Consider the following 22,519-nt stretch of genomic DNA (forward strand, 5'->3'; position numbering starts at 1 on the left):
CAGCCGCTCTAGATACAGTTCACCTGTATTGTGAGAGACCAGTTAACTGTTAATAGGGGCTGTACGGCTCGAAAATGAGGCAACTGTACCTGTCAGCACTCATATGGTGCATTTTTGAGTGTTGAAGGCGAAAAGGTAGGCAATTTCGGTAAGAAATTACCGGTACAGCAGTACAGTTTTTGCACGCCTTGGCGCGAGGTCTGGCCAGCTGACGAAACTGTGTTTGCGTCAGCTGCCAATTGTTGCCATCAGACCGCGAGCATTCTTCCGGTTTCTTCCAGATTGATGTGCCAGCTCAGGGCATCACGCAGGATATGCGGCGTGTGGCCGCCGATGGCGCAGGCCTTTTCGAAGTAGTCATTGAGCGCCTGGCGGTAGTCGGGGTGAACACAGTTGTCGATCACCGCCCGCGCCCGTTCCCGTGGTGCAAGGCCACGCAGGTCGGCGAGGCCGATCTCGGTGACGAGGATGTCGACGTCATGCTCGGTGTGGTCGACATGGCTGACCATCGGTACCACGCTGGAAATTGCCCCGCCCTTGGCAATCGACTTGGTCACGAAGATCGCCAGGTGTGCGTTACGGGCGAAGTCGCCGGAACCGCCGATGCCGTTCATCATCCGCGTGCCGCAGACGTGAGTGGAGTTGACGTTGCCGTACAGATCGAACTCCAGCGCAGTGTTGATGCCGATGATACCCAGGCGCCGAACCACTTCAGGGTGGTTGGAGATTTCCTGTGGGCGCAGGACCAGTTTGTCCTTGTAGCGCTCCAGATTGCCGAACACGTCGGCGTTACGGCGGCTCGACAGTGTGATCGAACTGCCCGAGGCGAAGCTCAGTTTGCCGGCATCGATCAGGTCGAAGGTCGAATCCTGCAGCACTTCGGAGTACATGGTCAGGTCTTCGAACGGCGAGTCGATCAGGCCACACATCACTGCGTTGGCGATGTTGCCGATGCCTGCCTGCAACGGGCCGAGTTTGTTGGTCATGCGCCCGGCATCCACTTCCTGCTTCAGGAAGTCGATCAGGTGATCGGCGATGGCCTGGGTGTCGCTGTCCGGTGGCAACACGGTGGAAGGCGAGTCGGACTGATTCGTGATGACGATCGCGACGATTTTCTCCGGCGGGATCGGAATCGCGGTACTGCCAATGCGGTCATCGACCTTTACCAGCGGGATCGGCGTGCGCGTCGGGCGGTAGGTCGGTATATAGATGTCGTGCAGACCTTCCAGGTTCGGGTTGTGCGCCATGTTGATCTCGATGATCACGTGCTTGGCGAAAATCGCGAAGCTGGCCGAGTTGCCTACCGAGGTCGTTGGCACGATGTGGCCAAGTTCTGTGATCGCCACCGCTTCGATTACCGCGATGTCCGGCAGCTTGAGCTGCTGGTTGCGCAACTGTTCCACGGTTTCCGACAAGTGCTGGTCAATGAACATCACCTTGCCGGCGTTGATCGCCTTGCGCAGGGTACTGTCGACCTGGAATGGCATGCGCCGGGCAAGCACGCCGGCTTCGGTCAGTTCTTTGTCGAGGTCGTTGCCCAGGCTGGCGCCGGTCATCAGGCTGATTTTCAGCGGTGTGACCTTGGCGCGTTCGGCCAGTGCATGGGGCACGGCCTTGGCTTCGCCGGCGCGGGTGAAGCCGCTCATGCCGACGGTCATGCCGTCCTGAATCAGAGCGGCAGCGTCGGCTGCGCTCATCACCTTGTCCAACAACGAAGGCAAGCGAATACGGTCACGGTACATGGATTATTATCTCGGGCAACGGAAGCAAGATGCGCAGTCTAGTGATTTCAAAAACATTCGTCCCGCTACCATGGTCGAATGCAGGGCCCTGATTTAGAGCCTTTGGTCGGGTTATCGCAGGAAATAAAAAACCCCAGCCTAACCTGCGCCGGGGTTTTCGGTATTGCGCTGGAGCAGCCTTAGTCGACGGCTTTGACCATGTCTTCGATGACTTTCTTGGCGTCGCCGAAGACCATCATGGTCTTGTCCAGGTAGAACAGTTCGTTGTCCAGGCCGGCATAGCCGCTGGCCATCGAGCGCTTGTTGACGATGATGGTCTTGGCCTTGAAGGCTTCGAGAATCGGCATGCCGGCAATCGGCGATTTTGGATCGTTCTTCGCCGCCGGGTTGACCACGTCGTTGGCGCCGAGCACCAGCACCACGTCGGCCTGGCCGAATTCAGAGTTGATGTCCTCCATCTCGAATACCTGGTCATAAGGCACTTCGGCCTCGGCCAGCAATACGTTCATGTGGCCGGGCATGCGACCGGCGACCGGGTGGATCGCGTACTTCACGGTGACGCCACGGTGGGTCAGCTTCTCGGTCAGCTCTTTAAGCGCGTGTTGCGCCCGTGCGACCGCCAGGCCGTAGCCCGGAACGATGATCACGGTGTCGGCGTTGGTCAGCAGGAACGTCGCGTCATCCGCCGAGCCGGATTTCACCGGGCGCGCTTCTTTCGAACCGACCGGGCCTGCCGCGTCTGCGCTGTTGCCGAAACCGCCGAGCAGAACGTTGAAGAATGAACGGTTCATCGCCTTGCACATGATGTACGAGAGGATTGCACCGGACGAACCGACCAGGGAGCCGGCAATGATCAGCATCGAGTTGTTCAGCGAGAAGCCGATCCCCGCCGCAGCCCAGCCGGAGTAGCTGTTGAGCATCGACACCACCACCGGCATGTCGGCGCCGCCGATCGGGATGATGATCAGCACACCCATCACGAAGGCCAGCGCCAGCATCAGCGCGAAGGCACTGAGGTTGCCGGTCAGCATGAAAGTGATACCAAGTGCCAGGGTCGCCATCCCCAACAGCAGGTTCAGTTTGTGCTGGCCGCCGAACTGTACCGGTGCGCCCTGGAACAGGCGGAACTTGTACTTGCCCGAGAGCTTGCCGAACGCGATCACCGAACCGGAGAAGGTAATTGCACCGATGGCCGCGCCGAGGAACAGCTCCAGACGGTTGCCTGCAGGAATCGCATCACCCAGGTGTTTGACGATGCCCAGGGACTGCGGCTCGACGACGGCGGCAATCGCAATGAACACCGCGGCCAGGCCGATCATGCTGTGCATGAACGCGACCAGTTCCGGCATCTTGGTCATTTCAACGCGTTTGGCCATGATCGAACCGGCAGTGCCGCCGATCAGCAAGCCAACGATCACGTAGCCGATGCCTGCGGTCGCGAGTTCTGCGCCGAGTTTGAATACCAGGCCGACGGTCGTGACGATGGCCAGCGCCATGCCCAGCATGCCGAACAGGTTGCCGCGTCGCGAGGTGGTCGGGTGCGACAGGCCTTTGAGGGCCTGGATGAAACAGATCGACGCGATCAAGTAGAGCGTCGTGACGAGATTCATGCTCATTACTTGGGCGCCTCTTCTTTTATAACTTTCGGGGCTTTCTTCTTGAACATCTCAAGCATGCGGCGGGTGACCAGGAAGCCACCGAACACGTTGACCGCGGCCAGGGCCACTGCGAGGGTGCCCATGGTTTTGCCCAGCGGCGTCACGGTCAGCGCGGCGGCCAGCATGGCGCCGACAATCACGATCGCCGAAATGGCGTTGGTCACCGCCATCAGCGGCGTGTGCAGTGCGGGAGTTACGTTCCAGACCACGTGATAACCGACATAAATCGCCAGCACGAAGATGATCAGGTTGTAGATACCGGGGGAGATAAGCTCTTCCATCGTCTGAATCCCTGCTTAGGCGTTTTTGCGGATGACTTGGCCGTCGCGGCACATCAGGCACGCGGCGACAATGTCGTCTTCGAGGTTGATCTGGAACTGGCCTTCCGGGGTGAAGACCAGTTTCAGGAAGTCCAGCAGGTTGCGGGCGTACAACGCCGACGCATCTGCACCGACCTGTGCTGCCAGGTTGGTCGGGCCGACAATGGTCACACCATGCGCGACGATCACCTGGTCGGCCACGGTTAGCGGGCAGTTGCCACCCTGCGCGGCCGCCAGGTCGATTACCACCGAGCCTGGTTTCATTTGCGCGACGGTTTCAGCGCTCAGCAATACCGGTGCCTTGCGGCCGGGAATCAATGCGGTGGTAATGACGATGTCTGCCTGCTTGGCGCGCTCGTGCACGGCCAGGGCCTGGCGCTGCATCCAACTGGCCGGCATGGGACGGGCATAACCGCCGACACCGACGGCGCATTCGCGCTCTTCATCGGTCTCGTACGGTACGTCGACAAACTTGGCGCCCAGGGACTCGATCTGCTCCTTCACGGCCGGACGCACGTCCGATGCCTCGATCACCGCGCCCAGACGCTTGGCGGTGGCAATCGCCTGCAAACCCGCCACGCCGGCACCCAGAATCAGTACGCGGGCGGCTTTCACGGTGCCCGCAGCGGTCATCAGCATCGGCATGAAGCGCGGATAATGATGCGCGGCCAGCAGCACTGCTTTATAGCCGGCAATGTTGGCCTGTGAGGACAGCACATCCAGGCTTTGCGCGCGGGAGGTGCGCGGCGCGGCTTCCAGGGCGAATGCCGTAATGCCCCGCTCTGCCAGCTTGGCGATGGTTTCATTGCTGAAGGGGTTGAGCATGCCGACCAGCACGGTGCCGCTTTTAATCAGGGCCAGTTCGCTGTCGCTGGGGGCGACGACCTTGAGAATCAGCTCTGCACCAAAGGCATCGTCAGCACTGCCAATCATCGCGCCTGCCGCTTCATAGGCACTGTCGACAACACTGGCGTTAATGCCTGCGCCGCGTTGCACAGTGACTTTATGACCCTGGCCGATCAGCTTCTTGATGGTTTCCGGGGTTGCAGCAACCCGCGTTTCACCGGTCTGGGTTTCGAGGGGGACACCAATGTGCACGTCAAATCTCCTGCTTGATCTTATTGCTTTGATCTTTCTTTGAAGGCCAGCGCACTACGCAAGGTGCTGCTGGGGCGGGCGATCAGCACGATCCCACCGTATTCAGGGCGGGGCGCGGCATTTTGCAGGCGAACTTTATGGCCTTCAAGGGATTATGACGTGTGACGAAAAATTAACTACAAGTCACCCCGTGACCGAATGTCGCAACCCCCTGCCCTAATCCCTTGTGGGCCAAGCTTTGTAAGGATTCTGGTCGAAATTTGTGAAATTACACATTGGCGCCATGAATGAACGGATATTGCTTCGAAATAACGGCCAAAAGCCATGCCATCCGTGGCTTGTGGGACGATTGTTCAAGTGTCGGGTACAGTCCATTAAAATGCGACAAATAGTTATATCTGTAGTGCTCTGTATTAGCTGACTACGAAGTCAGCTAATGTCCTTTGGTCCCTGCCCTTCTAGGCTGTAGCTGTGTGCTTGCTCGGTCAGCCAATCACGAAATGCCCGTAAAGAGGCGGATTCGACCTTTCGCTCCGGAATCATCAGGTAATAAGCCTTCAGGCTCGACAAAGCCTTGGGGTTTGCGATGACCAGTCGCTTCTCTGCCAGCTCGCGCTGGATCAGGAACGGCGGAATCAGCGCAATACCCATGTCGTGCATGGCTGCCTGAGCCAGCATGGAGAATAGCTCGTAGCGCGGGCCTGTCATGTCGCGCGGGATGTTGAGGGCTTGTGAGTTGAACCACTGGCGCCAGGCGTAGGGGCGTGTGGTCTGTTGCAGCAATGGCAGTTCGGCAATGGCTTCGGCGCTCAGGTACGTGTGATCGCCGAGTAAGACCGGACTGCATACGGGCATCGGATTTTCGCCCATCAGCCTGTGGGACTCTGTACCGGACCAGTCGGCATCGCCAAAGTAGATCGCGGCGTCGAAGTCGGTGTCGGCGAACAGGAACGGGCGCGTGCGGTTGGTCAGGTTCACCGTGACCTCCGGGTGTCGCTGCTGGAAGTCCTTGAGTCGCGGCAACAACCATTGCGTGCCAAACGTCGGCACCACCGCCAGTTCGATCACGTTGGCGCCCTGCTGGCCCATGACTGACAAGGTGTCCCGTTCGACGGCGTCCAGTTGTGTGGCGACTCGACGGCTGTAGGAAAGTCCTGCTTCTGTGAGTTTCACGCCGCGTCGTGAGCGTCGGAACAGTTCGACGCTGAGAAACTCCTCCAGGCTGGCGATCTGTCGGCAAATTGCACCTTGGGTCAGTGAAAGCTCCTGCGCAGCCTTGGTAAAGCTCTCGTGACGGGCGGCGGCCTCAAAGCTGATGAGCGCGGCTGTGCTGGGGATTTTCCTGCGCATGTACGGCATCCTCACTAAACGTTCACATAGATGCCCTTTCAGGCCGTTACGAAGTGAGAAATTAGCACAACAGCATGCAAAATCCTCGTTTGCCCAATGGGCGAACGGCGCCTAGGATCAGTCCACGATATTTGACCTACTTCGCGAGGACACTCTCATGGGCAGTAAAGCTAGCTTCAACTGGATCGATCCCCTGCTGCTGGATCAACAGCTCACCGAAGAAGAGCGCATGGTGCGCGACAGTGCTGCGCAGTTTGCCCAGGACAAGCTGGCGCCGCGTGTTCTTGAAGCTTTCCGCCATGAAAAGACCGACCCGGCGATCTTCCGCGAGATGGGCGAGATCGGTCTGCTGGGTGCGACCATCCCTGAGCAGTACGGTGGCAGCGGCTTGAACTATGTCAGCTACGGCCTGATTGCTCGTGAGGTCGAGCGCGTCGATTCTGGCTATCGCTCGATGATGAGCGTGCAGTCCTCGCTGGTCATGGTGCCTATTAATGAATTCGGTACCGAAGCCCAGAAACAGAAATACCTGCCGAAACTCGCCTCCGGTGAGTGGATTGGCTGCTTTGGTCTGACCGAGCCGAACCACGGCTCCGACCCGGGTGCGATGATTACTCGTGCGCGCAAAGTGGACGGCGGCTACAGCCTGACCGGCAGCAAGATGTGGATCACCAACAGCCCGATCGCGGATGTGTTTGTGGTGTGGGGTAAGGATGATGCCGGCGATATTCGTGGCTTCGTTCTGGAAAAAGGCTGGAAAGGCCTGAGTGCTCCAGCGATTCACGGCAAGGTTGGCCTGCGTGCTTCCATCACTGGTGAGATCGTGATGGACAACGTATTCGTTCCCGAAGAGAACATCTTCCCGGATGTCCGTGGTTTGAAAGGCCCTTTTACCTGCCTTAACTCCGCACGCTATGGCATCTCTTGGGGTGCTTTGGGCGCCGCAGAGTTCTGCTGGCACACCGCCCGCCAGTACACCCTGGACCGTCAGCAGTTCGGTCGGCCTTTGGCTGCCACTCAGTTGATCCAGAAGAAACTGGCGGACATGCAGACCGAGATCACCCTGGCGCTGCAAGGTTGCCTGCGCTTGGGTCGCATGAAAGATGAGGGCACGGCTGCAGTTGAAATCACTTCGATCATGAAGCGCAACTCGTGTGGCAAGTCTCTGGATATCGCGCGCATGGCTCGCGACATGCTGGGCGGCAATGGCATCTCCGACGAGTTCGGTGTGGCGCGTCACCTGGTCAACCTGGAGGTGGTGAACACCTATGAAGGGACTCACGACGTCCATGCGCTGATTCTGGGGCGTGCGCAGACCGGTCTCCAGGCGTTCTATTAATAGGAGAGCGGCCATGGGCGCGTTATCGCATCTGCGGGTATTGGATTTATCGCGGGTATTGGCCGGGCCTTGGGCCGGGCAGATTCTCGCGGACCTCGGCGCCGAGGTTATAAAGGTCGAGCGCCCAGGCAATGGCGATGATACTCGTGCCTGGGGGCCGCCCTTCCTCAAGGACGCTTACGGCGAGAACACCAGCGAGGCCGCTTATTACTTGTCGGCCAATCGTAACAAGCAGTCAGTGACTATCGACTTCACGCAGGCCGAAGGTCAGCGGCTGGTGCGTGAGTTGGCGGCGAAGTCGGACATCCTGATCGAGAACTTCAAGGTCGGTGGCCTGGCGGCTTACGGGCTGGACTATGAGTCGCTCAAGGCAATCAATCCTCGGCTGATCTATTGCTCCATCACCGGCTTCGGCCAGACCGGCCCTTATGCCAAGCGCGCCGGTTACGACTTCATGATTCAGGGCTTGGGCGGTTTGATGAGCCTGACTGGTCGTCCAGAAGGTGATGACGGGGCCGGGCCGGTCAAGGTTGGTGTGGCGCTGACGGATATTCTGACGGGGCTGTACTCGACCGTGGCGATCCTGGCGGCCCTGGCCCATCGCGAGCATGGCGGTGGTGGTCAGCACATCGACATGGCGCTGCTCGATGTTCAAGTAGCGTGCCTGGCTAACCAGGCCATGAACTACCTGACGACGGGTGTTGCGCCCAAGCGGCTGGGGAATGCTCATCCGAACATCGTTCCCTATCAGGACTTTCCGACCGCGGACGGTGATTTCATTCTTACGGTGGGGAATGACGGGCAATTCCGTAAATTCGCGGAGGTAGCCGGTCAGCCGCAGTGGGCAGATGATCCGCGCTTCGCCACCAACAAGCTGCGTGTCGCCAATCGGGCGGTGCTGATTCCGCTGATTCGCCAGGCAACTGTCTTCAAGACCACGGCCGAATGGGTGGCGCAGCTGGAGCTGGCAGGTGTGCCGTGTGGGCCCATTAACGATCTGTCGCAGGTGTTTGCCGATCCGCAGGTGAAGGCCCGTGGTTTGGTCATTGAGCTTCCGCATGCATTGGCTGGGCGGGTTCCGCAGGTTGCCAGCCCGATTCGGTTGTCCGAGACGCCAGTGGAGTATCGGAGTGCGCCTCCTTTGCTGGGCGAGCACACGCTGGAAGTCTTGCAGCGGGTGCTGGGTCTCGATGCATCTGCGGTAGCGGCTTTTAGAGAGGCTGGAGTGCTCTGAGGATTCCTTCTATATAGAAGCAGTGTTTTGCCCTTCTTATATAGAGGGTAAAGCGCTGCTTTTTGGGTGCTCTGCAACTCATTGATAGAAAAGCGTAATTAACCCTTGACGGCAGATTCTGGAAGTCTATAATTCGCCCCACTTCCGGCGCAGTCGAAACGGAAAACTCCTTGGTAAACAAAGAGTTACGCAGTTTTCGGCAGCAGGTTGCTTCAGTTCATCGAAGCCTGGAAGGAGTTGAAAGAGCAGGGTTGCATGGCGCTTTTGACGGTTCGATCTTCTCGGTCGAAAGCGGAGAAAAAGAGGGGTTGACAGCAGCGAGTAACGCTGTAGAATTCGCCTCCCGCTAACGAGAGATCGGAAGCGCAAGTGGTTGAAGTTGTTGAAGAATTCTTCGAAAACTTCTGAAAATAACCGCTTGACAGCAACAGAGGCTGCTGTAGAATGCGCGCCTCGGTTGAGACGAAAGATCTTAACCAACCGCTCTTTAACAACTGAATCAAGCAATTCGTGTGGGTGCTTGTGCAGTCAGACTGATAGTCAACAAGATTATCAGCATCACAAGTTACTCCGCGAGAAATCAAAGATGTAACCAACGATTGCTGAGCCAAGTTTAGGGTTTCTTAAAAACCCAAAGATGTTTGAACTGAAGAGTTTGATCATGGCTCAGATTGAACGCTGGCGGCAGGCCTAACACATGCAAGTCGAGCGGCAGCACGGGTACTTGTACCTGGTGGCGAGCGGCGGACGGGTGAGTAATGCCTAGGAATCTGCCTGGTAGTGGGGGATAACGCTCGGAAACGGACGCTAATACCGCATACGTCCTACGGGAGAAAGCAGGGGACCTTCGGGCCTTGCGCTATCAGATGAGCCTAGGTCGGATTAGCTAGTTGGTGAGGTAATGGCTCACCAAGGCGACGATCCGTAACTGGTCTGAGAGGATGATCAGTCACACTGGAACTGAGACACGGTCCAGACTCCTACGGGAGGCAGCAGTGGGGAATATTGGACAATGGGCGAAAGCCTGATCCAGCCATGCCGCGTGTGTGAAGAAGGTCTTCGGATTGTAAAGCACTTTAAGTTGGGAGGAAGGGCAGTTACCTAATACGTAATTGTTTTGACGTTACCGACAGAATAAGCACCGGCTAACTCTGTGCCAGCAGCCGCGGTAATACAGAGGGTGCAAGCGTTAATCGGAATTACTGGGCGTAAAGCGCGCGTAGGTGGTTCGTTAAGTTGGATGTGAAATCCCCGGGCTCAACCTGGGAACTGCATTCAAAACTGTCGAGCTAGAGTATGGTAGAGGGTGGTGGAATTTCCTGTGTAGCGGTGAAATGCGTAGATATAGGAAGGAACACCAGTGGCGAAGGCGACCACCTGGACTGATACTGACACTGAGGTGCGAAAGCGTGGGGAGCAAACAGGATTAGATACCCTGGTAGTCCACGCCGTAAACGATGTCAACTAGCCGTTGGGAGCCTTGAGCTCTTAGTGGCGCAGCTAACGCATTAAGTTGACCGCCTGGGGAGTACGGCCGCAAGGTTAAAACTCAAATGAATTGACGGGGGCCCGCACAAGCGGTGGAGCATGTGGTTTAATTCGAAGCAACGCGAAGAACCTTACCAGGCCTTGACATCCAATGAACTTTCCAGAGATGGATTGGTGCCTTCGGGAACATTGAGACAGGTGCTGCATGGCTGTCGTCAGCTCGTGTCGTGAGATGTTGGGTTAAGTCCCGTAACGAGCGCAACCCTTGTCCTTAGTTACCAGCACGTCATGGTGGGCACTCTAAGGAGACTGCCGGTGACAAACCGGAGGAAGGTGGGGATGACGTCAAGTCATCATGGCCCTTACGGCCTGGGCTACACACGTGCTACAATGGTCGGTACAGAGGGTTGCCAAGCCGCGAGGTGGAGCTAATCCCATAAAACCGATCGTAGTCCGGATCGCAGTCTGCAACTCGACTGCGTGAAGTCGGAATCGCTAGTAATCGCGAATCAGAATGTCGCGGTGAATACGTTCCCGGGCCTTGTACACACCGCCCGTCACACCATGGGAGTGGGTTGCACCAGAAGTAGCTAGTCTAACCTTCGGGAGGACGGTTACCACGGTGTGATTCATGACTGGGGTGAAGTCGTAACAAGGTAGCCGTAGGGGAACCTGCGGCTGGATCACCTCCTTAATCGACGACATCAGCTGCTGCATAAGCTCCCACACGAATTGCTTGATTCATTGAAGAAGACGATAGAAGCAGCCCGAAATTGGGTCTGTAGCTCAGTTGGTTAGAGCGCACCCCTGATAAGGGTGAGGTCGGCAGTTCGAATCTGCCCAGACCCACCAATTTTGTGTGGGAAACGCCTGTAGAAATACGGGGCCATAGCTCAGCTGGGAGAGCGCCTGCCTTGCACGCAGGAGGTCAACGGTTCGATCCCGTTTGGCTCCACCACTTACTGCTGTTTGACTGCTGTTTCTGCGTTAAAGCTTAGAAATGAGCATTTCCTTCGGACGAAGGCTAAATGTTGATTTCTAGTCTTTGATTAGATCGTTCTTTAAAAATTTGGGTATGTGATAGAAAGATAGACTGAACGTTACTTTCACTGGTAACGGCTCAGGCTAAGGTAAAATTTGTGAGTTCTCTTAACTGAGAAATTCGAATTTTCGGCGAATGTCGTCTTCACAGTATAACCAGATTGCTTGGGGTTATATGGTCAAGTGAAGAAGCGCATACGGTGGATGCCTTGGCAGTCAGAGGCGATGAAAGACGTGGTAGCCTGCGAAAAGCTTCGGGGAGTCGGCAAACAGACTGCGATCCGGAGATGTCTGAATGGGGGAACCCAGCCATCATAAGATGGTTATCTTACGCTGAATACATAGGCGTAAGAGGCGAACCAGGGGAACTGAAACATCTAAGTACCCTGAGGAAAAGAAATCAACCGAGATTCCCTTAGTAGTGGCGAGCGAACGGGGACTAGCCCTTAAGTGGCTTTGAGATTAGCGGAACGCTCTGGAAAGTGCGGCCATAGTGGGTGATAGCCCTGTACGCGAAAATCTCTTAGTCATGAAATCGAGTAGGACGGAGCACGAGAAACTTTGTCTGAATATGGGGGGACCATCCTCCAAGGCTAAATACTACTGACTGACCGATAGTGAACTAGTACCGTGAGGGAAAGGCGAAAAGAACCCCGGAGAGGGGAGTGAAATAGATCCTGAAACCGTATGCGTACAAGCAGTGGGAGCCCACTTTGTTGGGTGACTGCGTACCTTTTGTATAATGGGTCAGCGACTTATTTTCAGTGGCGAGCTTAACCGAATAGGGGAGGCGTAGCGAAAGCGAGTCTTAATAGGGCGTCTAGTCGCTGGGAATAGACCCGAAACCGGGCGATCTATCCATGGGCAGGTTGAAGGTTGGGTAACACTAACTGGAGGACCGAACCGACTACCGTTGAAAAGTTAGCGGATGACCTGTGGATCGGAGTGAAAGGCTAATCAAGCTCGGAGATAGCTGGTTCTCCTCGAAAGCTATTTAGGTAGCGCCTCATGTATCACTGTAGGGGGTAGAGCACTGTTTCGGCTAGGGGGTCATCCCGACTTACCAAACCGATGCAAACTCCGAATACCTACAAGTGCCGAGCATGGGAGACACACGGCGGGTGCTAACGTCCGTCGTGAAAAGGGAAACAACCCAGACCGTCAGCTAAGGTCCCAAAGTTATGGTTAAGTGGGAAACGATGTGGGAAGGCTTAGACAGCTAGGAGGTTGGCTTAGAAGCAGCCACCCTTTAAAGAAAGCGTAATAGCTCACTAGTCGAGTCGGCCTGCGCGGAAGATGTAACGGGGCTCAAACCATACACCGAAGCTACGGGTATCACTTAGGTGATGCGGTAGAGGAGCGTTCTGTAAGCCTGTGAAGGTGAGTTGAGAAGCTTGCTGGAGGTATCAGAAGTGCGAATGCTGACATGAGTAACGACAATGGGTGTGAAAAACACCCACGCCGAAAGACCAAGGTTTCCTGCGCAACGTTAATCGACGCAGGGTTAGTCGGTCCCTAAGGCGAGGCTGAAAAGCGTAGTCGATGGAAAACAGGTTAATATTCCTGTACTTCTGGTTATTGCGATGGAGGGACGGAGAAGGCTAGGCCAGCTTGGCGTTGGTTGTCCAAGTTTAAGGTGGTAGGCTGGAATCTTAGGTAAATCCGGGATTCTAAGGCCGAGAGCTGATGACGAGTGTTCTTTTAGAACACGAAGTGGTTGATGCCATGCTTCCAAGAAAAGCTTCTAAGCTTCAGGTAACCAGGAACCGTACCCCAAACCGACACAGGTGGTTGGGTAGAGAATACCAAGGCGCTTGAGAGAACTCGGGTGAAGGAACTAGGCAAAATGGCACCGTAACTTCGGGAGAAGGTGCGCCGGTGAGGGTGAAGGACTTGCTCCGTAAGCTCATGCCGGTCGAAGATACCAGGCCGCTGCGACTGTTTATTAAAAACACAGCACTCTGCAAACACGAAAGTGGACGTATAGGGTGTGACGCCTGCCCGGTGCCGGAAGGTTAATTGATGGGGTTAGCTAACGCGAAGCTCTTGATCGAAGCCCCGGTAAACGGCGGCCGTAACTATAACGGTCCTAAGGTAGCGAAATTCCTTGTCGGGTAAGTTCCGACCTGCACGAATGGCGTAACGATGGCGGCGCTGTCTCCACCCGAGACTCAGTGAAATTGAAATCGCTGTGAAGATGCAGTGTATCCGCGGCTAGACGGAAAGACCCCGTGAACCTTTACTATAGCTTTGCACTGGACTTTGAATTTGCTTGTGTAGGATAGGTGGGAGGCTTTGAAGCGTGGACGCCAGTCTGCGTGGAGCCAACCTTGAAATACCACCCTGGCAACTTTGAGGTTCTAACTCAGGTCCGTTATCCGGATCGAGGACAGTGTATGGTGGGTAGTTTGACTGGGGCGGTCTCCTCCTAAAGAGTAACGGAGGAGTACGAAGGTGCGCTCAGACCGGTCGGAAATCGGTCGTAGAGTATAAAGGCAAAAGCGCGCTTGACTGCGAGACAGACACGTCGAGCAGGTACGAAAGTAGGTCTTAGTGATCCGGTGGTTCTGTATGGAAGGGCCATCGCTCAACGGATAAAAGGTACTCCGGGGATAACAGGCTGATACCGCCCAAGAGTTCATATCGACGGCGGTGTTTGGCACCTCGATGTCGGCTCATCACATCCTGGGGCTGAAGCCGGTCCCAAGGGTATGGCTGTTCGCCATTTAAAGTGGTACGCGAGCTGGGTTTAGAACGTCGTGAGACAGTTCGGTCCCTATCTGCCGTGGACGTTTGAGATTTGAGAGGGGCTGCTCCTAGTACGAGAGGACCGGAGTGGACGAACCTCTGGTGTTCCGGTTGTCACGCCAGTGGCATTGCCGGGTAGCTATGTTCGGAATAGATAACCGCTGAAAGCATCTAAGCGGGAAACTAGCCTCAAGATGAGATCTCACTGGAACCTTGAGTTCCCTGAAGGGCCGTCGAAGACTACGACGTTGATAGGTTGGGTGTGTAAGCGCTGTGAGGCGTTGAGCTAACCAATACTAATTGCCCGTGAGGCTTGACCATATAACACCCAAGCAATTTGCTGACCTGAAAAGGCACCAGATTGCGGTGTGTGAAGACGAAACGAACCGAAAGTTCGACTGCCCCTAAAAAGGCAGCACAAAACACCGAAACCTACCACATACCCAATTTGCTGAAGCGAGGCCTTCTGGCCACGACTCAGTACCCGAATTTCTTGACGACCATAGAGCATTGGAACCACCTGATCCCATCCCGAACTCAGCAGTGAAACGATGCATCGCCGATGGTAGTGTGGGGTTTCCCCATGTGAGAGTAGGTCATCGTCAAGATTGAATTCCGAAACCCCTATCTGCGTATGCAGGTAGGGGTTTTGTTTTAGTAGAAGTCACCAATTTTACTGGCACGTTGTTACTTGACGGGCTGGTTACAGAATTTCTTGACGACCATAGAGCATTGGAACCACCTGATCCCATCCCGAACTCAGCAGTGAAACGATGCATCGCCGATGGTAGTGTGGGGTTTCCCCATGTGAGAGTAGGTCATCGTCAAGATTGAATTCCGAAACCCCTGTCTGCGCAAGCAGACAGGGGTTTTGTCGTTTCAGGCATCGCTAAAAAGCGCTTCCCCCACGCACCTTGCCCGGCGATTTCTTGCCCCAGTAATCGGCCATCCGGGCCATGAAAGAACAACCAGGATTTGCCGCGAGCCTCGGTGTCATGTTGACCGGATGAAGTGCTCGCGCTGGAAACAGCATTCACCCCAGTTGCGCAGCCCCTTTTGCTCACCGCTGACAGGGTCCAGATAGAACACCTGATGAGGCTCGCAAAGGGTTTTCCGGTCGCCGGATCGCTGTGTGGCACTGCGGCGGGCATGCCGCTGTGATAGCCGTCGTCCGGGTCATGTTGCAGATAGGCCTGCAGGGTCAGAGAGGTGTCGTCGGTAAAGTCGATGCTGACGGTAGGCGCCAGTGCATAGCGCTTTTCCTTGTTGTGATCGAACTGAGTGTCAGACTTGTCTGCAAGCCCCGTCAGGCGATAAGCAATGCGCTTGTCATCGTCCACCGGTCCACTGAAGTCGAACCTCATGCCGCGGCTGGCCCTGAGTGCTGATCGTGGCCTGGATCTGATGGTAGGGCTCATACAGCGGTTTTTTGCTGGTGAGCGCCACCAGACCGCCCGGTGAACTGCGGCCATAAAGCACCGAGGACGGCCCTTTGAGAATGTCGACGCGCTCCAGGAAGTACGGATCGACCTGCATGGTGCTGTAGGTGCCGCTGTCGCCCATGAACTTCAATCCGCTGCCGTCGAATGGGGTGTATCAACCGCTCTAGCACGCCGTTCGGCGGGTTTCTGACCGGAATGCCCTGGATTTCGCACAAATGCCTAAGTTTTCTCCGACTCCTGCCGACAGACTGGTGAGACATGCGTGCACCAAAGTAGAGCGATCATAGAACGTCGCCTGCACTGTTACATGGAATGTTCACAACGGACGCATCCCCACTTTCTGCATAAGAAGTCCCATGAAATGAATCTCAAGTTCAGCCATAAAATCCTTTTGGCCGCTTCAGGCGTAGTGGTTCTGGCTTTTGCCTTGTTCACTTTGTACAACGACTACCTCCAGCGAAACACCATCAGGCAAAACCTCGAGTCCTCCGTTCAGCAGGCCGGTGATCTGACCTCCAGCAGTGTGCAGAACTGGATGAGCGGCCGGATTCTGGTGCTGGAAAACCTGGCGCAGAACGTTGCTCACCAGGGCGCCCACGCGGATTTCCCGGGGCTGGTTGACCAGCCGGCGTTCACTTCGAACTTCCAGTTCACCTACGTTGGCCAGGCCAATGGTGTGTTCACTCAGCGTCCTGACGCGAAGATGCCCGATGGCTACGATCCGCGTCAGCGCCCGTGGTACAAGCAGGCCATTGCCGCTGATAAAACCATGCTGACCCCGCCCTACATGGCCGCGGTCGGTGGCTTGGTGGTGACCATCGCCATGCCGGTGAAGAAGAACGGCGAGCTGCTGGGTGTGGTCGGCGGTGACCTGAGCCTGGAAACTCTGGTGAAGATCATCAACTCCGTGGACTTCGGCGGCATCGGTCATGCGTTCCTGGTGAGCGGTGATGGCCAGGTGATCGTCAGCCCGGACAAAGACCAGGTGATGAAGAACCTCAAGGATATCTACCCAGGTTCGAACGTCCGTATCGAGAAGGGCAATCAGGAAGTGGTGCTGAACAAGCAGGAGCGCATCCTGTCGTTTACCCCGGTGACCGGTCTGCCGAATGCCGACTGGTACATCGGCCTGTCGATCGACAGGGACAAAGCCTACGCACCTTTGAGCCAGTTCCGTACTTCGGCGCTGATTGCGATGTTCATCGCAGTCTCGACCATTGCGGTGCTGTTGACGCTGCTGATCCAGGTGTTGATGCGTCCGCTGACCACCATGGGCCGTGCGATGCAGGACATCGCTCAGGGTGAAGGCGATCTGACCCGTCGTCTGGTTGTGGAGAGCAAGGATGAATTCGGCGAACTGGGCGGCTCTTTCAACCAGTTCGTTGAGCGTATTCATGCATCGATTTCCGAAGTGTCCTCGGCCACCCGTCAGGTGCATGACTTGTCGCAGCGTGTAATGGCCTCCTCGAACGCTTCGATCATCGGTTCCGACGAGCAAAGTGCGCGGACCAACAGCGTGGCTGCGGCTATCAACGAACTGGGTGCGGCTACCCAGGAAATCGCCCGCAACGCCGCCGATGCTTCGCAACACGCCAGCGGCGCCAGCGAACAGGCCGATGACGGTCGTCAGGTGGTAGAGCAAACCATTCTGGCGATGACCGAGTTGTCGCAAAAAATCAGCCTGTCCTGCACCCAGATCGAAACCCTGAACGCCAGTACCGATAACATCGGGCACATTCTTGATGTGATCAAAGGCATTTCCCAGCAAACCAACTTGCTGGCATTGAATGCGGCCATTGAAGCGGCCCGTGCCGGTGAAGCCGGACGTGGTTTTGCGGTCGTGGCGGACGAGGTGCGTAACCTGGCCCACCGCACACAGGAGTCGGCCGAGGAGATCCACAAAATGATCACCTCGTTGCAGATCGGTTCCCGCGAGGCGGTATCGACCATGAACGCCAGCCAGACGTCCAGCGAAGAAAGCGTTGAAGTGGCGAACCAGGCCGGTGCGCGGCTGGTCAGCGTGACTCAGCGGATCACCGAAATCGACGGCATGAACCAGTCGGTTGCGGCAGCGACAGAAGAACAGACCGCGGTGGTGGAAACCCTCAACGTCGACATCAGCCAGATCAACCTGCTGAACCAGCAGGGTGTCGCCAACCTCAACGAAACCTTGAAGGATTGCGACGCCTTGTCCCAACAGGCCAATCGCCTGAAGCAACTGGTCGACAGCTTCAAAATCTAAACCGTAGTGTCGACAAAAAACGCGATGAGGTCTGCATGACTCATCGCGTTTTTGTTTTTACGGGCTATGTCCGGTTGTGGATTACTCGCTGAGCAACCCCAAGTGGGTGTTGATGATTTGCAGCAGCCGTTGGCGGGCGGTGGTGATGAAAAAGTGATTGCCGCCCACCTCGATCAGTTCGAATTCCCGCGCCGTGAAGTTGCGCCAATTGAACATGCTTTCCAGGGGCGCCAGCGGGTCATCACTGCCGTAGAGCGCTGTCATTGGAACACTCAGGTTATGACGGCTGCTGTTCGGCCAGGACTCCAGCAGTTTGAGATCACTGCGCAACAGCACCTGATAGTCCATGACCCCGAGTTCAGGGGTCACCTTGCCCGGGGCGCTCAGGTTCAACAGCGCGCGGCGAAGCTGAGGCGGCGGCAAACCGTTTAATGACAGAGGGGCGGTGGCGCTGCCAGGGCTGCGGCAGCCGGAGACGAACAAGTGGCGGGTTTGCCCGGGGTAGCGGGCTTCGGTCAGTTTGGCCAGTTCATACCCCAGAATCGCCCCCAAGCCATGGCCGAACAGTGCGTGGGGCTGGCTCAGGTACGGCTCCAGAGCCGCGAAGGCGTCCTCCAGCAACGGCGACCATTGCTCATAAGGGGATTCGTTCTGCCGCGTGCCGTGACCGGGCAGGGTGAACGCCAGCAGTTCAATGTGCTGGCTCAGGCCTGGCGCCCAACTGCGGTACTGCTCAGGGTCGGCACCGGCCTGGGAAAAACAGATCAGCCGAATATCGGTCTGCTGCTGCGTGTTCAGAGGGGTTAGCCATTGCGTGTCTTGAGCGTGCACGGGGTTTCCTGTCGGGTTCACTTTTTAGCCGCGAGGCTGTCCAGATAGCGAGTGATGGCCTCGACGCCACGGTTGAGGTGGTGTTCGAGTGTTTGCACGCTCAACTGAATGTCCCGCGCCTGGGCGGCGCTCAGCAGGTCGCGGTGGTCCTTTTGGCTGAGCTTGCCCAGCCCCATGGCTTCAAGGTTCAAGCGCAGGAAGCGTTCTTCTTCATTCAAGCCGTCTTCGATCAAGGCCAGCAACCGGCGGTTGGGCGCTTTACGGTACAGGCTCATGTGAAACAGCCGGTTGAGTCGGCCGATGGCAGCGTAGTCGGTCTGCGACTCAAGGAGGTCGATGCACCGCGTGGCTTCGGCAAAGTCGTCGGCATCGAGCAAGGGGATCGATAAACGCAGGGCTTCGGATTCGAGCAGAATGCGCAGCGCATAGGTTTGGGCGGCATCGCCTTCGATCAGCGGCGCGACGACCGCCCCTTTATGGGCGACAACGCGCAGCAGCGATTGTGCCTCGAGTTGGCGCAGGGCCTCGCGCACCGGCATGCGACTGACACCGAACAGGTCGGCCAACTCTTGCTGGCGCAGGGCGGCGCCGCAGGGTAATCGACCGTCAAGAATCGCCGCGCGCAGGGTTTCCTCGATCACCGCACGTGCCAGGTGGGCGGGAATCGGCCCACTGACGACAATACTGCTGAGAGGGTTCGGCTTCTTTGTCACGACAACGCACCTGACATAAAGTGTCAAACATTGGATCCGGGCCACACTAGAGGCCGTCGGAACGCTTGTCAAACCGCCTGCCGAGCCCTTTTGTTGCATCTTTTAAGCATAGTGCGTGATCGCATGGTGCCATTGTCTTTTGGTCAGTGAGCCTTCACCATCACTGGGTTTTCAACTGCCCCCCAGGATGTCTCGCATTGGCGACGCGTTCAGCTCTCCCACGAACCCTGCGATGGCTGTGTTCAGCGCTGCTGCTGGCCGGCATTCTGCTGGGCGGCCTGCACGCCGATTGGGACTTCTCGCTGATCAGCCGTCGCGCCGAAGCGATTTATGGGCCGCTGGGCCCCGGCAAGCAGCGGATCGATGCCTGGCAGCACCTGTTGGCGACACAGAAGCAAACCCCGGAGCTTGAACAGCTCAAAGTGGTCAACCTGTTCTTCAACAAGCAGATGCGCTACGTCGAAGACATCGATCTGTGGCACGTCGAAGACTACTGGGAAACGCCGATCGAAGCGCTGTGGAAAGGTGCCGGCGATTGCGAGGACTATGCCATCGCCAAGTATTTCAGCCTGCGCCACCTCGGCGTTTCCAGTGACAAGTTACGCATCACCTATGTTAAGGCCCTGCGCCAGAATCGCGCCCACATGGTCTTGACCTACTATTCAAGCCCGGACGCCATGCCGCTGGTCCTCGACAGCTTGATCGACGCGATCCAGCCGGCCAGCCAGCGGACCGACCTGCTGCCGGTGTACTCCTTCAACGCCGAGGGCTTGTGGTTGACGGGGGCCAAGGGCAACAAAAAAGTCGGTGACACCAAGCGCCTGTCTCGTTGGCAGGATGTGTTGAAGAAAATGCAGGCCGAAGGTTTCCCGGTCGAGACGACTAACTAGGAGCACGCGCTCAGATGTCTTTGTTCAAACAGCTGTTGATCGCAATCTGTCTGTTCCTGGTGGTCGCTTTCACCGGCAGCTTCATGGTCAGTCTGGAAAGTTCACGTACCCAGTACGTCAACCAGTTGCGCTCCCATGCGCAGGACGCCGCGACCGCGCTGGCGTTGTCACTGACGCCTAATATCGATGACCCGGCGATGGTCGAGTTGATGGTCAGCTCGATCTTCGACAGTGGCTATTACGCAAGCATCCGCGTTGTGGATCTCAAGACCGACCAGGTGATGGTCGAGCGCAGCGGTGCGCCCGAGGTCGGCAGCGTGCCGGGTTGGTTCGTCAAGTTGATCGACCTGGAACCAGCCGGTGGCGATGCGCAAGTCAGCCGTGGCTGGGAGCAGGCGGCACGGGTCGAGGTGGTCAGCCACCCGATGTTTGCCGTGGCCAAGCTCTGGCAGAGCGCGCTGGGCAGCTTGGGTTGGCTGCTGATCTGCGGCGCAGCGAGCGCCGTGCTGGGGGCGCTGTTGTTGCGTCGGCAATTGAGACCGCTCGATTACATGGTTCAGCAATCCCACGCCATCGCCCGTCGCGAGTTCCTCAGCCTGCCGGAGCTGCCACGCACGCCCGAACTGCGGCGCGTGGTGCAGGCGATGAACCAGATGGTCGAGAAGCTCAAGGCGCTGTTCCAGGAACAGGCTGAACGCAGTGAAAAGCTGCGGGTCGAGTCCTATCAGGACACCCTGACGGGGCTGGCTAATCGGCGTTATTTCGAAATGCAGCTCAATGCGCGCGTGAGTAACCCCGAGCAAGCCAGCTCCGGCTATCTGCTGCTGTTGCGGGTCAAGGACCTGGCCGGTCTGAACCAGCGCCTCGGCGGTCAGCGTACCGACCTGCTGCTGCAGGCTGTCGGTGAGCAATTGTTGCGCGAGTGCTCCCGTTACCCGGAAACCCACAACCTGGTTACCCGCATCCGTGGGGGGGAATTCGCAGTGCTGGCGCCGGGGCTGGTGCGTGAAGAAGCGTTGCAACTGGCGCAGAACCTGGACATCGCGCTGTCCAGCCTGCACACGACCGGGGCCACCGATGTGGCTTCGGTAGCGTCTATCGGGCTGGTGCCGTACGCCCACGGTGATACACCGCAAGCAGTGTTGAGCCTGGCCGATCAGGCGTTGTCCCATGCTGAAGGCGAAGGCGAGGCAAACTGGGCGTGCCTGGATCACAGCGTGACGGCCAGCGTCGGGGATGACCATCACGCCTGGCATACGCTGCTGGATCAGGCCTTGAGCCAGCAGCGTTTCGAACTGTACTTCCAGCCCGTCGTGGCCAGCCAGGACACACAAACGGTGTTGCACTACAAAGTGCTGTCGCGCCTGCCCGACGAACAGGGCCAGACCATCCCCGCCGGGCGCTTTCTGCCATGGCTGGAGCGTTTCGGCTGGACCGCCCGGCTGGACCGCTTGATGCTTGAACAGGTGCTCAAGCAAATGGGCGGGCACGAAGATTCGCTGGCGCTGAACCTTTCCGCTGCGACGCTGGCCGACCCGCAAGCGCTGAACGCGGTCTTCGACATTCTGCGCCAGCATGCCAACCTGGGATCGCGCCTTACCCTGGAAATCGGTGAGGAGCAATTGCCCGAGCAGGCCGTGCTTGAGCAACTGACCCGGCACCTGCGCGAGCTGGGTTTTTCCCTGAGCCTGCAACGTTTCGGTGGCCGTTTCAGCATGATCGGCAACCTGGCGCGGCTGGGGCTGGCGTACCTGAAGATCGATGGCAGTTATATCCGCGCCATCGATCAGGAGAGCGACAAACGCCTGTTCATCGAAGCCATCCAGCGTGCTGCCCACAGCATCGACCTGCCGCTGATTGCCGAGCGGGTCGAAACGGAAGGGGAGTTGCAGGTGATTCGCGAGATGGGCTTGTACGGGGTGCAGGGTCAGCTGTTTGGTGAGCCGAAGCCCTGGAAGTAAGGCTGTTGAGCTGAGTTGCCAATAAGTCACACATCGCGAGCATCGGAACGCCGTCCGACTTGCCCGCGATGCTTCTCTGGTCGTCAGATCAACCCGGTTTCTTCATCATTGATCAGGTGGCTCAAGCCGCCCAGTGCCTCACGGGCCTGGGTCCGGTCCATCAGTTTGGCCTGTGCGGCTGCTGGCAGGTCGGTGACGCGAATCACGCCCTTGGTGGTCAGCACCTGAATCAAGTCATCGAGTACCCGGATCATTTCCAGGTCGCTCTGCTTAAGTTGTTTGAGGCTGGTTTCCATCACCTCGTTGGCATACCAGGCCTGGATTTCATGGTGATCGGCGGGCAGTGTCTCCGTCGCTTCGGCATAAGCGGCGGCTTCCACGCGAACCAGAAGGCCTTGTGCATCGCGTTGCACGTAGAACAT

13 protein-coding genes, 2 tRNA genes, 4 rRNA genes and 3 pseudogenes are annotated in these 22,519 nt (G+C 57.2%); 12 read left to right on the forward strand and 10 right to left on the reverse strand.

All coding sequences use genetic code 11. From position 1 onward, the window contains the following. Positions 1–248: 248 nt before the first annotated feature. The 5 genes from scpC to AC1Z1G_RS00590 all read right to left on the reverse strand — a co-directional run bounded on the left by scpC (position 249) and on the right by AC1Z1G_RS00590 (position 6,168). Positions 249–1,742, reverse strand: coding sequence for a succinyl-CoA:acetate CoA-transferase ScpC (scpC, locus tag AC1Z1G_RS00570; RefSeq protein WP_483624020.1), 1,494 nt, complete (start codon positions 1,740–1,742; stop codon positions 249–251). 179 nt (positions 1,743–1,921) lie between these two features. Next, positions 1,922–3,358: an NAD(P)(+) transhydrogenase (Re/Si-specific) subunit beta gene (locus tag AC1Z1G_RS00575; RefSeq protein ID WP_483624022.1), complete on the reverse strand. Its 1,437-nt coding sequence runs from the start codon at positions 3,356–3,358 to the stop codon at positions 1,922–1,924. Then, entirely contained in the window at positions 3,358–3,681 is a 324-nt protein-coding gene (locus AC1Z1G_RS00580; RefSeq protein WP_347903070.1) for an NAD(P) transhydrogenase subunit alpha part 2, read from the reverse strand. Before AC1Z1G_RS00580 ends, AC1Z1G_RS00575 begins: the two co-directional genes overlap by 1 nt. Positions 3,682–3,696: 15 nt before the next feature. Further along, entirely contained in the window at positions 3,697–4,818 is a 1,122-nt protein-coding gene (locus AC1Z1G_RS00585; RefSeq protein ID WP_483624023.1) for a Re/Si-specific NAD(P)(+) transhydrogenase subunit alpha, read from the reverse strand. A gap of 429 nt (positions 4,819–5,247) precedes the next feature. Then, positions 5,248–6,168: a LysR family transcriptional regulator gene (locus AC1Z1G_RS00590; RefSeq protein WP_483624025.1), complete on the reverse strand. Its 921-nt coding sequence runs from the start codon at positions 6,166–6,168 to the stop codon at positions 5,248–5,250. A 157-nt stretch (positions 6,169–6,325) separates the two neighbouring features. Here AC1Z1G_RS00590 and AC1Z1G_RS00595 point away from each other — a divergent pair, with 157 nt between their 5' ends. The 8 genes from AC1Z1G_RS00595 (at position 6,326) to rrf (AC1Z1G_RS00630) (ending at position 14,848) form a co-directional block, all read left to right on the forward strand. Continuing rightward, positions 6,326–7,507, forward strand: a complete 1,182-nt coding sequence (locus tag AC1Z1G_RS00595) for an acyl-CoA dehydrogenase (RefSeq protein WP_483624027.1) — start codon at positions 6,326–6,328, stop codon at positions 7,505–7,507. Positions 7,508–7,520: 13 nt separating this feature from the next. Continuing rightward, positions 7,521–8,741, forward strand: coding sequence for a CaiB/BaiF CoA transferase family protein (locus tag AC1Z1G_RS00600; RefSeq protein WP_483624028.1), 1,221 nt, complete (start codon positions 7,521–7,523; stop codon positions 8,739–8,741). A 643-nt stretch (positions 8,742–9,384) separates the two neighbouring features. Further along, positions 9,385–10,923, forward strand: a 16S ribosomal RNA gene (locus AC1Z1G_RS00605). Positions 10,924–11,004: 81 nt separating this feature from the next. After that, positions 11,005–11,081 (forward strand) — tRNA-Ile (locus tag AC1Z1G_RS00610). 30 nt (positions 11,082–11,111) lie between these two features. Beyond that, positions 11,112–11,187: transfer RNA gene (locus AC1Z1G_RS00615), tRNA-Ala, on the forward strand. 260 nt (positions 11,188–11,447) lie between these two features. Then, positions 11,448–14,339: ribosomal RNA gene (locus AC1Z1G_RS00620) — 23S ribosomal RNA — on the forward strand. 171 nt (positions 14,340–14,510) lie between these two features. Beyond that, positions 14,511–14,626 (forward strand): 5S ribosomal RNA (gene rrf / locus AC1Z1G_RS00625). Positions 14,627–14,732: 106 nt separating this feature from the next. Next, a 5S ribosomal RNA gene (gene rrf / locus AC1Z1G_RS00630) occupies positions 14,733–14,848 on the forward strand. The 16S, 23S and 5S rRNA genes sit together here with 2 tRNA genes alongside, the layout of an rRNA operon. 63 nt (positions 14,849–14,911) lie before the next feature. On the opposite strand, the pseudogene AC1Z1G_RS00635 reads toward rrf (AC1Z1G_RS00630), so the two are convergent. Continuing rightward, positions 14,912–15,007, reverse strand: a pseudogene (locus AC1Z1G_RS00635) (hypothetical protein); the annotation flags it as partial. A 153-nt stretch (positions 15,008–15,160) separates the two neighbouring features. Further along, positions 15,161–15,593, reverse strand: a pseudogene (locus AC1Z1G_RS00640) (TonB-dependent receptor plug domain-containing protein); the annotation flags it as partial. A gap of 228 nt (positions 15,594–15,821) precedes the next feature. On the opposite strand from AC1Z1G_RS00640, the pseudogene AC1Z1G_RS00645 reads away from it, so the two are divergent. Continuing rightward, positions 15,822–16,847 (forward strand): annotated as a pseudogene (locus AC1Z1G_RS00645) (HAMP domain-containing protein); the annotation flags it as partial. Between the two features lie 69 nt (positions 16,848–16,916). Continuing rightward, the gene (locus AC1Z1G_RS00650; RefSeq protein WP_483627710.1) at positions 16,917–17,702 is read left to right on the forward strand and encodes a methyl-accepting chemotaxis protein; all 786 of its coding nucleotides are present in this window, start codon (positions 16,917–16,919) and stop codon (positions 17,700–17,702) included. An 81-nt stretch (positions 17,703–17,783) separates the two neighbouring features. Here the strand turns inward: AC1Z1G_RS00650 and AC1Z1G_RS00655 are convergent, their stop codons facing one another. Both AC1Z1G_RS00655 and AC1Z1G_RS00660 read right to left on the reverse strand, forming a co-directional pair. Beyond that, entirely contained in the window at positions 17,784–18,533 is a 750-nt protein-coding gene (locus AC1Z1G_RS00655) for a thioesterase II family protein (RefSeq protein ID WP_483624029.1), read from the reverse strand. Positions 18,534–18,550: 17 nt separating this feature from the next. Further along, positions 18,551–19,246: a GntR family transcriptional regulator gene (locus AC1Z1G_RS00660; RefSeq protein ID WP_483624031.1), complete on the reverse strand. Its 696-nt coding sequence runs from the start codon at positions 19,244–19,246 to the stop codon at positions 18,551–18,553. A 197-nt stretch (positions 19,247–19,443) separates the two neighbouring features. Between AC1Z1G_RS00660 and lapG the strand changes: the two genes are divergently transcribed. After that, entirely contained in the window at positions 19,444–20,136 is a 693-nt protein-coding gene (gene lapG / locus AC1Z1G_RS00665; RefSeq protein ID WP_483624033.1) for a cysteine protease LapG, read from the forward strand. A 14-nt stretch (positions 20,137–20,150) separates the two neighbouring features. Next, positions 20,151–22,097, forward strand: coding sequence for a cyclic di-GMP receptor LapD (gene lapD / locus AC1Z1G_RS00670; RefSeq protein ID WP_483624034.1), 1,947 nt, complete (start codon positions 20,151–20,153; stop codon positions 22,095–22,097). An 83-nt stretch (positions 22,098–22,180) separates the two neighbouring features. Here lapD and AC1Z1G_RS00675 read toward each other — a convergent pair whose 3' ends face one another. Beyond that, positions 22,181–22,519, reverse strand: coding sequence for a tryptophan synthase subunit beta (locus tag AC1Z1G_RS00675; RefSeq protein WP_483624036.1), 339 nt, complete (start codon positions 22,517–22,519; stop codon positions 22,181–22,183).

This window comes from Pseudomonas sp. JL27(2026), from assembly GCF_056933555.1.

Bases quoted from the DNA above. Each gene is read 5' to 3' on its own strand.
- scpC (WP_483624020.1), bottom strand. From the start codon at position 1,742: ATGTACCGTGACCGTATTCGCTTGCCTTCGTTGTTGGACAAGGTGATG.
- AC1Z1G_RS00575 (WP_483624022.1), bottom strand. From the start codon at position 3,358: ATGAGCATGAATCTCGTCACGACGCTCTACTTGATCGCGTCGATCTGT.
- AC1Z1G_RS00580 (WP_347903070.1), bottom strand. From the start codon at position 3,681: ATGGAAGAGCTTATCTCCCCCGGTATCTACAACCTGATCATCTTCGTG.
- AC1Z1G_RS00590 (WP_483624025.1), bottom strand. From the start codon at position 6,168: ATGCGCAGGAAAATCCCCAGCACAGCCGCGCTCATCAGCTTTGAGGCC.
- AC1Z1G_RS00595 (WP_483624027.1), top strand. From the start codon at position 6,326: ATGGGCAGTAAAGCTAGCTTCAACTGGATCGATCCCCTGCTGCTGGAT.
- AC1Z1G_RS00600 (WP_483624028.1), top strand. From the start codon at position 7,521: ATGGGCGCGTTATCGCATCTGCGGGTATTGGATTTATCGCGGGTATTG.
- AC1Z1G_RS00650 (WP_483627710.1), top strand. From the start codon at position 16,917: ATGGCCTCCTCGAACGCTTCGATCATCGGTTCCGACGAGCAAAGTGCG.
- lapD (WP_483624034.1), top strand. From the start codon at position 20,151: ATGTCTTTGTTCAAACAGCTGTTGATCGCAATCTGTCTGTTCCTGGTG.
- AC1Z1G_RS00675 (WP_483624036.1), bottom strand. From the start codon at position 22,519: ATGTTCTACGTGCAACGCGATGCACAAGGCCTTCTGGTTCGCGTGGAA.